This is a genomic window from Kitasatospora arboriphila, assembly GCF_039528095.1.
GTDB lineage: Bacteria > Actinomycetota > Actinomycetes > Streptomycetales > Streptomycetaceae > Kitasatospora > Kitasatospora arboriphila.
The window spans coordinates 63,249-71,592 of the sequence record NZ_BAAALD010000037.1; the positions used below are offsets into that span (position 1 = coordinate 63,249).

Sequence of the window (8,344 nt, forward strand, 5' to 3'; positions counted from 1 at the left end):
CGCGGGCCGGCCCCCCCCCCCCGTCGCCCTCGGGGCCGCCTCCGGGTCGAGCACCCCCGGAGTGGTCGGCGGCACCGCCCTCCTCGTGGCCACCGTGCTGGTGGTCCCCGACCTCCTGCTGCTGCTCGGCCGGGCCGCCCGCGGGCTCGGGCCGGGACCGCGGTTCGGCCTCCGCGACCTCGCCAGGGACCGGCGCCGCCCCGCCGCGGCCGTCGTCCTCGGCGTGGTCACCGTCGCCTTCGCCGCCTCCACCGCCGTCTTCGTCGGCAGCAACGCGGCCCGGGACGCCCGCGAACACGCCGGCTCGCGGCACCCCGGCCAGATCGAAGTGGTGCTGCGGGACGCACCGCCGTCCGCCGCCGTCGAGGCCGCGGTGCGCCGGGTCCTCGGCCTGCGGGCCTCCGTCGTCCCGGTCCGGGGCGTGTACGCCGCGGACCGCCCCGCCGCCGACGCCCCGTCACGGCTCGCACTGCCGAAGGTCGCCCTCCTCGCACGGACGCCCCAGGCCGCCAACCCCCACGGCACCCTGCAGATCGTCGAGACGGAGGAGGACTTCCGCGCGCTCACCCAGCGGGACCGGACGGCCGACGAGGCGGCCGCCCTGGCGGCGGGCGAGATCGTGGTGTTCGACCCCGCCTTCGTCCGCGGCGGGAACGCCGCGCTCGCCTTCGAACCGACGCCGGGCACCGCGGGCCGGCCGCCGCTCACCGCCGCGGCCCGCCCCGGCGACCCCGTGGACCGGACCACGCGGAACCGGGCCACCGGCGTGCTCACCGGCGCCGCCGCCCGCGGCCTCGGCCTGTTCCCCGTCACCACGACCTACCTCGCCACCCCCGACGACGCGCTGCCCGCGGGCATCGAGGACCGGCTCGGCACCGCCCTCGAACCCCTCGGCATCCCCGCCACCGCCCTGCGGGTCGAGCGGCCCCGCACCCAGCCCGTCCCCGCCCGGTGGAACGTCATGATGGCGATCGCGGGCACCACCGTCCTGGCCGCGACCCTGCTCGCGGTCTCCGCCTCCGCCCAGGAACTGCGGCCCCGACTGCGGCTGCTCCACGTCATCGGCTTCGGCGGCCGCACCCAGCGGCTGGTGTCCGCGACGCAGTCGGCGGTGATCACCTCGCTCTCGCTCGGCTGCGGACTCCTCACCGGCTTCGTCCTCGCCGGAGCCCAGCTCTGGCCGAAGGGCACCGCCCTCGTCGTCCCCTGGGCCTCCCTCACCGCCGCGACCCTCGCCCTGATCGCCACCGCCGCCCTCGCCGGCTACCTGGTCAGGCCTGCCTCCACCCGCACCCGCAGGCGGCCCACCGCCCAGGGGCACCGCCGTGCCTCCACGGCTCCGAACGGCAATGGGCCGAGCTGAATGCAACCGAAGCTGCAGTGCGGCGAAGGCTTTCCTCCGCCCGGCCCGGCGGCGGTACCGGAGAGCCGGGCGGTGAGTGAGGGATGAGCGGTGAGCAGCGGGCCGGCGCAGCGGGACGGGATCGGCCGGAGGGGCACGGCGAACGCCTGCCGGGGGGGGCGCCGCTCGATCGGTCCCACGGGCTGCCGCCCCGGCTGGTCGCCCCACCGGCCGTCGGCGCGCTGCGGGGGTCGACCGCGTCGAGTGCCCGCGGGCCGGGGTGCGGGCCGTGGTGCGCTCTCTCCCGCGTCCTGAAGGAGAAGCGGGGCGGTCGCACGAGCGATGACGCCACCCTCTTCCTGATCGAGTGGCGCTGACGGACCGGCCCCGACCAAGGCTTTCGTCACCCTCCGGGTCGGCGCGGCAGGGGCGGAGTACCGTGGGGATGTCGGAGCGGCCCGATCCGGCCGTTCCCCGGAGGCCGCCCTCGCTCGGCGGGCGCGGCCCGTGCCCGCGGACAGGGGCGAGCCATGTCGGACGAAGTCGGCGCTTCGCGCCACGGGTTCCTGCCGGACCGGTTCCGGCAGGCCGTGAAGCCGGGGACGGCCCTGTTGCGCCTGGAGACCACCCGGTCCCGCGAGGGTGTGCTGGACGGCGCGTGGTGGCCGCGTTCACGGGACGCCGGTTCCGAACTTCCTGGTCTGGTCAGGGCGTTGACCGAACACATCGGCCCCGTGGCGAGCGTCGGGCTGGACGCGGAGGCTTGGGACGACGTACCGGCCCGGCTGCTCGTCGACGGCCGGTCGGTGCACATCGACCGGTATCCGGTCGGCGACGACACGGTGATCGTCACTCGGGGCGACCAGGACCACTTCAGCCTGCTCGTCGTCCCCCCGCAGACGAGCCGGGAGGCGGCGCTGGCCGCGATGGCCCGCGCGGTCGAGGCCGGCGGGAGCGACTCGGCACAGCAGATCCTCGTCACCACCGGCAGCGGCTCCGAGGCGCCGGGTGAAGCGTCCTGAGGGGTGGCCACACGGGCCGGGTTCCTCGGGCGAACAGGAAAGGCGGGGCGGAGCGATGTCCGTCTACGTGAAACTCTCGGTCGACGCCCGGGCGCCGGCGGAGCCGTCGAAGGGGCCGCTGGACCTGCAGTACGAGGACGGCGCGGACGGCGTCACCTTCGAGTACGACCTGCATCCAAGTGGTGCGCTGCGCGTCCTGCGGGTCTTCGAGGACACGCCGTACCGGATCGAGGTCTGTTTCGGCCCGGGGCGTGGCTCCAGGTCGTGGGCAACTACCTGCGAAGCGGCGCCGAGTACTGACGGCACTGACGGCGACCCGTTCCGGGCGTAGCGCGGGCCCTGGTGACGGCTGCCCGGGCTGCTCGGCGGTGGCCGGGCGGATCCACCGGTCGGCCCCGCCCGTCCCGCCGTTGTCCGACGCGGGATCGCCGGCCGACGCCAGGCCGGGGTCGCACGGTCATCGCGAGTGGCACACCCGGCCCGCGGGGCCGGGACCGGCATTGCCGTTCGCCGGAGACGACGCCGGTGTCCGGTGCCGGCATGCGAGGTGCCTTCGGTGATGTCCAGGCCATTCTCGGCCCGGTCCGAACCCGGCATGGTCGCGGTGGTCGGTTCGATGCCCGGCACCTCCGGGCGGACACCCTGCAACGGCGAGGGCGCCGTCAGACGCGCCCGTAGCGGATTGCCTGGTCGGCGAACTCCTGGGCCATCGTGTCGGAAACGGTCGGACGGGTGCGGTGGATGGCCTCCAGGTAGTCCTGGGTACTGGGCTGGGTCCGCTCCCCGGTGTCGAGCGTGCGCTCGAACACGCTCTGGGCGACCGCCATGGCGACCTGCCTGATGTCGGCGGGAGTGAAGCCCTCGCTGGCCCCGGCGAGGACCGCGGTGTCGGCGGCGGTACCCGTCTTCGCCGTGTAGCCGGCCCACAGCACGTCGCGGGCCACGGAGTCGGGTGGCCCGACCGGAAGGACGTAGTCGAACCGGCCGTGACGCAGGAACGCCGGGTCCAGGGCGGTCACCGAGTTGGTGGCGCAGACGAGCAGCCGGCCGTCGCGGTCACGGAACCGCACGATCGACTTGAGGAGTTCGTTGACCACGCCGACCGACGCGGGGGCGGCGAGGCTGCGTGTACCGGCGACCTCCTCGACCTCGTCGATGAAGAGCAGCACGTGGTCGAGCTGCGCCACCTCCTCGAAGCGGCGGCCGAGTCCGCTGGCCAGCCCGTCCTCGGCCGCGAGCCGGGAGGGGAAGAGCTCGACGAACGGCCAGCCGAGCCGGCCGGCCACGGCCTTGGCGAACGTGCTCTTGCCCGTGCCCGGCGGACCGAACAGCACCACCGCGCGGGGTGGTTCCACCCCGTGGGCGTCCGCCAGCTCGGGATTCGCCAGGGGCAGCACCAGACGACGTTCGATGAGCCGCTTCTCGTCGGCCATGCCGGTGAGCCGCTCCCAGAGACCGGCTTCGGGCATGACCGCGCCGAGCAGCGCCAGGACCGTCGCGCCCTGAGCACTCACGACCTCGGGCTTCTCGAAGTACGTGAGCCCTCGGTGGGGGTGGAATCCGGAGTTGGCCAGGGCGGTGGCTCCGGTCTCCTCGTCGGGCAGCAGCGCCGCGACGATCCTGGCACCGGCGTCCCGCAGACGGCGCTCCAACGCCGACAGCAAGGCGGAACCGATGCCCAGGTTCCGCCAGGCGGGGTGCAGGGCGATGCGCAGCACCCATGCCCGGTCCCCGTCCACCCGGCCCACCGCCGCGCCCACGAGACGTCCGTCGGCCATCACCACGACGCTCGGATTCCGTGCCTGCAGAGCGGCGACCACGTCGGAGAGCCGGAAGACGGCGGCACGGTCCGTGGTGGTGCTCTCGGCGTCGAGCCGGACCACCGCTTCGAGGTCGTCCGGCGTGAAGTCCCGGACATGCCATACAGCCATACGCCGCCTCGAAAGTCTCGCGCCCCTCGGATCCATCATCGGCTGACCCCGGTACGGCCGCCTGCCCGGACGAGCGACGACGGCCGGTTCACGCCGGAGGCCCGGCACAAGCGACACCGGAGGGCCGGCGCAAGCGACCGGCGTCGCCCCTCCCCGCCGCGCCGACCCGGAGCGGTCCGACGCACGGTGGTGCCGGCGTCTGTCCGGGCCGCTCAGCCGAGCAGTAGTTCTGCCGCCGGGGTGTGGTTTCCGGTCACCGAGGCGCCGGCCATGGCCGAGGCGGCCGCTGCCGGGGCGGTGCCGGGCGGGACCACCAGCAGCAGGAAGTGGTCCTGGAAGCCCCTGGTGATGCTGATCGTCGCCTCGCTGCTGGTGATCCGGTTGATCTTGATCGTCAGCCCGTTCGCTGCGACGGCCCCGGGGACGCCGTCCCAGGCGGAAGTGTCGAGGCCGACCCGGACGATGCGTCCGAAGTGGGCGCCGAGCGCGGTGATCAGGTCCGGCAGTTCGACGCGGACGTGGTTCGAGCGGGGCCACCAGGCGCCGTCGAAGACGCCCTCCCGCGACATCGTCGGCTCGAGTTCCAGGCGGGGCAGCAGCGGGGCGCCGGGTACCGTCCACGGCCTGGAAGCGGAAAAGCTGGGGAGAGGAATCGGCATCATGCGAGGCCGCCCGTCCGGTCCGCGAGGGACCCGTTATGACCCAGGGCGACGTCGACGCTGATGCCGGTGTGCGGAATGTCCTCGGTTGCCTTCCACGCTACTCCGTCGTACCCTCCCGGGCGGCCCACCGCGGGAGTAGCCTCGAAGGCATCCAGGGCATCACGCATCCCGGTCCCCGTTCCGGCTTCGTTCTGGGTGGAGGACAGACCGGCAGACCCCGCTGCGGCGGGCAGCCGGAGACGGGAACGGTGGACGCCGTGACCACTCACTCGCCCCAGTTCGCCCGGACCACTCACTCGCCCCGGTCCGCCCGGCCCGGCCACGGCCTCACGGTCGCCGACGCCATGGACCCCTGCGACTACCGGATAGCCGACGACAGCACCGTCGACCAGGCCGACGACATACTCCGCGCCGCCGACGTCGAGTTCCTGCTCGTCCGCGACCACTTCGGCCGGTGCGAGGGGCTGGTCACCCGCGCCGGGCTCCGCCCGTTCCTGGCCCGTTCCCGGTCCGCCGAGCGAACCGCGATCAGCGCCACCTCCCACCAGCGCGGCCCGTTCGCCTGGCCGACCATGGGGCTGGCCCTGGCCGCGATCGCCATGCGGATCAAACACCTGGTGGTCTGGCCCGTCGTCGACGAGGACGGCCGCATCCTCGGAGTCCTCCGGGCCGACCACGTCACCAGCCTCCTCGCGGTCACGGCTGCCTGAGCCGCCGCCTCAGTCGGAGCCGCGGCTCCGGGGCCACGGAGGTTGCCGCCCGTCGCCGGGGCGGCGGGGCTTCGCGGCGACGACGGCGACTGTCCGGGAGCACGGGGAGTTCGGCCCGCACGTGCGTGGCCGCGGTCGGGTTCTCCGGGGCTTCGGCGTCACCGGAGGAACCGGAGCAGTTCACGCCGTGCCGGCGAACTGGGACCGGAACTGAGACCACGACACGAAGAAGGCCCCGACCGGAAACCGGTCGGGGCCTTTCGTTCGCCCTGGCGGGCGGAGGCGGAGGATACGAGATTCGAACTCGTGAGGGGTTGCCCCCAACACGCTTTCCAAGCGTGCGCCCTAGGCCTCTAGGCGAATCCTCCGTGGGAGAGCTTAGTACATGTCGAGGGGTGCTCGCGAACCGCTATCCCGCAGGTGGTCGTGCGCGGGTGCCTGCGGATCTCAGACCGGCCGGGGTGGACCACCCGGGGCTCGCGATCCGCTACTCTTGGGGCAGCCCCTCGTGTGGCGTCATCTCTCTGAACCCCCCCAGGGCCGGAAGGCAGCAAGGGTAGGAGGGCTCTGGCGGGTGCACGAGGGGTCCTTGCGTTTGCGGGCGGCCCCGGGCGCGCCGAGGGAGGCCGCGTTTGTCGGCCCGTCCCGATATCGTCGGTGGCGTGTCCCTAGCCCTGTACCGCCGCTACCGCCCCGAGACCTTCGCGGAGGTCATCGGGCAGGAGCACGTGACCGCCCCGCTCCAGCAGGCCCTGCGCAACAACCGGGTCAACCACGCGTACCTGTTCAGCGGGCCGCGCGGCTGCGGCAAGACGACCAGCGCCCGCATCCTGGCGCGCTGCCTGAACTGCGAGCAGGGCCCGACGCCCACGCCCTGCGGCGAGTGCCAGTCCTGCCGCGACCTGGCGACCGGCGGCCCCGGCTCGATCGACGTGATCGAGATCGACGCCGCCTCGCACGGTGGCGTCGACGACGCACGCGAGCTGCGCGAGCGGGCCTTCTTCGCGCCGGTGCACAGCCGGTACAAGATCTTCATCCTGGACGAGGCGCACATGGTGACCTCGGCCGGCTTCAACGCCCTGCTGAAGGTCGTGGAGGAGCCGCCGGAGCACCTCAAGTTCATCTTCGCGACCACCGAGCCGGAGAAGGTGATCGGGACGATCCGGTCCCGCACCCACCACTACCCGTTCCGCCTGGTGCCGCCCGGCACCCTGCGGGACTACCTGGTCGAGGTCTGCGGCCGCGAGGGCATCCAGGTCGAGGACGCGGTCTTCCCGCTGGTCGTCCGGGCCGGCGCCGGCTCCGTCCGCGACTCGATGTCGGTGATGGACCAGCTGCTGGCCGGTGCCGGCGAGGCCGGTGTGACGTACCAGATGGCCACCGCCCTGCTCGGCTACACCGACTCCGCGCTGCTCGACGAGGTCGTGGACGCCTTCGCGGCGCACGACGGCGCGACGGTCTTCCAGGTGGTCGACCAGGTCGTCGAGGGCGGCCACGACCCCCGCCGGTTCGTGACGGACCTGCTGGAGCGGCTGCGCGACCTGGTGATCCTCGCCACAGTGCCGGACGCCGGCGAGAAGGGCCTGATCGACGCCCCGGCCGACCGGATCGCCGTCATGCAGGCGCAGGCGGACCGCTTCGGTGCGGCCGAGCTCAGCCGCGCCGCCGACATCGTCAACACCGGCCTCACCGCGATGCGCGGCAACGCCGCCCCCCGCCTCCAGCTGGAGCTGATCTGCGCCCGGGTGATGCTGCCCGGCGCGTACAGCGACGAGCTGTCGCTGCAGGCCCGGCTGGACAAGCTGGAGCGGCGCGCCTCGGCCGGCGGCTTCCCCGCGGGCGGCCTGCAGATGCCCGCAGGGCCGATGCCCGGTCTGCCGGCGGCCGTGCCGGACCTGCCGGCCGCGCCCGCGGTGCCGCAGTTCGCCGCCCAGCAGCCGGCAGCCCAGGCCCCGGCCGCTCCGCCCCAGGCCGCCCCGGTCGCTGCCGCCCCCGCGGCGGGCGCCCCGGCGCCCGGCGCCTGGCCGATCCCGCGCAGCTTCCCGGCCTCCGGGCAGGCCCCGGTCCAGGCGCCCGCGCCGGCCCCGCAGCCGTCCGCACCTCCGCAGGCATCCGCCGCGGCCCCGACCCCGCCGGCGGCTCCGCCGGCCCAGGTACCGGCCCCGGCAGCCCCCGCCGCGGCGTCCGGCAGCCAGCCGTCGGCCGCCGCACAGCAGGGCGCCGCCCAGATCCGGCAGATGTGGCCGCAGATCCTGGACGCGGTGAAGAACCGGCGCCGCTTCACCTGGATCCTGCTCAGCCAGAACGGCCAGGTGGCCGGTTTCGACGGCAAGGTGCTGCAGGTCTCGTTCATCAATGCCGGTGCCCGGGACAGCTTCGTGGGCAGCAACAGCGACGAGGTGCTCCGCCAGGCACTGGCCGACGCCCTCCAGGTGGACTGGCGGGTCGAGTGCATCGTGGACCCGTCCGGCGGGGCCGGCGGCGCAGGTGCGCCCGCGGCGCCGCAGGCCGGCGGTGGTGGCGGTGGCTGGGGTGCGCCGCAGCGCCCCGCGGCCCCGCCCGCCCAGCCGTTCCAGCCGCAGCCGGCCGCCCCGCCGCAGGCCGCGGCCCCGCAGCCGGCGGGCCCAATGCTGCCGCAGCGCCCGCCCCCGTAGGCGGGGGCTCCCGCCTCGGCTGC

7 protein-coding genes, 1 tRNA gene and 1 other RNA gene are annotated in these 8,344 nt (G+C 74.5%); 6 read left to right on the plus strand and 3 right to left on the minus strand.

The genetic code is table 11. The annotated features are described in order from the left end of the window. The 3 genes from ABD353_RS20075 to ABD353_RS20085 all read left to right on the plus strand — a co-directional run. Window positions 1–1,363 (plus strand): hypothetical protein (locus ABD353_RS20075; protein WP_344625026.1); only part of this gene is annotated, 1,363 nt, incomplete at its 5' end. A 509-nt stretch (window positions 1,364–1,872) separates the two neighbouring features. Next, a complete protein-coding gene (locus ABD353_RS20080; protein WP_344625027.1) occupies window positions 1,873–2,364 on the plus strand; it encodes a DUF5994 family protein in 492 nt (163 codons plus the stop codon). A gap of 55 nt (window positions 2,365–2,419) precedes the next feature. Continuing rightward, window positions 2,420–2,695, plus strand: coding sequence for a hypothetical protein (locus ABD353_RS20085; protein WP_344625028.1), 276 nt, complete (start codon window positions 2,420–2,422; stop codon window positions 2,693–2,695). A gap of 331 nt (window positions 2,696–3,026) precedes the next feature. Here the strand turns inward: ABD353_RS20085 and ABD353_RS20090 are convergent, their stop codons facing one another. Further along, window positions 3,027–4,295: an ATP-binding protein gene (locus ABD353_RS20090; protein ID WP_344625029.1), complete on the minus strand. Its 1,269-nt coding sequence runs from the start codon at window positions 4,293–4,295 to the stop codon at window positions 3,027–3,029. Window positions 4,296–4,507: 212 nt separating this feature from the next. Next, window positions 4,508–4,954 (minus strand): DUF5994 family protein, encoded by a 447-nt coding sequence (locus ABD353_RS20095; RefSeq protein ID WP_344625030.1) that lies wholly within the window; start codon window positions 4,952–4,954, stop codon window positions 4,508–4,510. Between the two features lie 260 nt (window positions 4,955–5,214). Here ABD353_RS20095 and ABD353_RS20100 point away from each other — a divergent pair, with 260 nt between their 5' ends. Further along, window positions 5,215–5,667: a CBS domain-containing protein gene (locus ABD353_RS20100; protein WP_344625031.1), complete on the plus strand. Its 453-nt coding sequence runs from the start codon at window positions 5,215–5,217 to the stop codon at window positions 5,665–5,667. Window positions 5,668–5,950: 283 nt separating this feature from the next. On the opposite strand, the gene ABD353_RS20105 is transcribed toward ABD353_RS20100, so the two are convergent. Next, window positions 5,951–6,035, minus strand: a tRNA-Ser gene (locus tag ABD353_RS20105). Window positions 6,036–6,164: 129 nt separating this feature from the next. Between ABD353_RS20105 and ffs the strand changes: the two genes are divergently transcribed. Then, window positions 6,165–6,261, plus strand: an RNA gene (gene ffs, locus ABD353_RS20110) — signal recognition particle sRNA small type. Between the two features lie 68 nt (window positions 6,262–6,329). After that, window positions 6,330–8,321: a DNA polymerase III subunit gamma and tau gene (locus ABD353_RS20115; RefSeq protein WP_344625032.1), complete on the plus strand. Its 1,992-nt coding sequence runs from the start codon at window positions 6,330–6,332 to the stop codon at window positions 8,319–8,321. Window positions 8,322–8,344 lie beyond the last annotated feature (23 nt).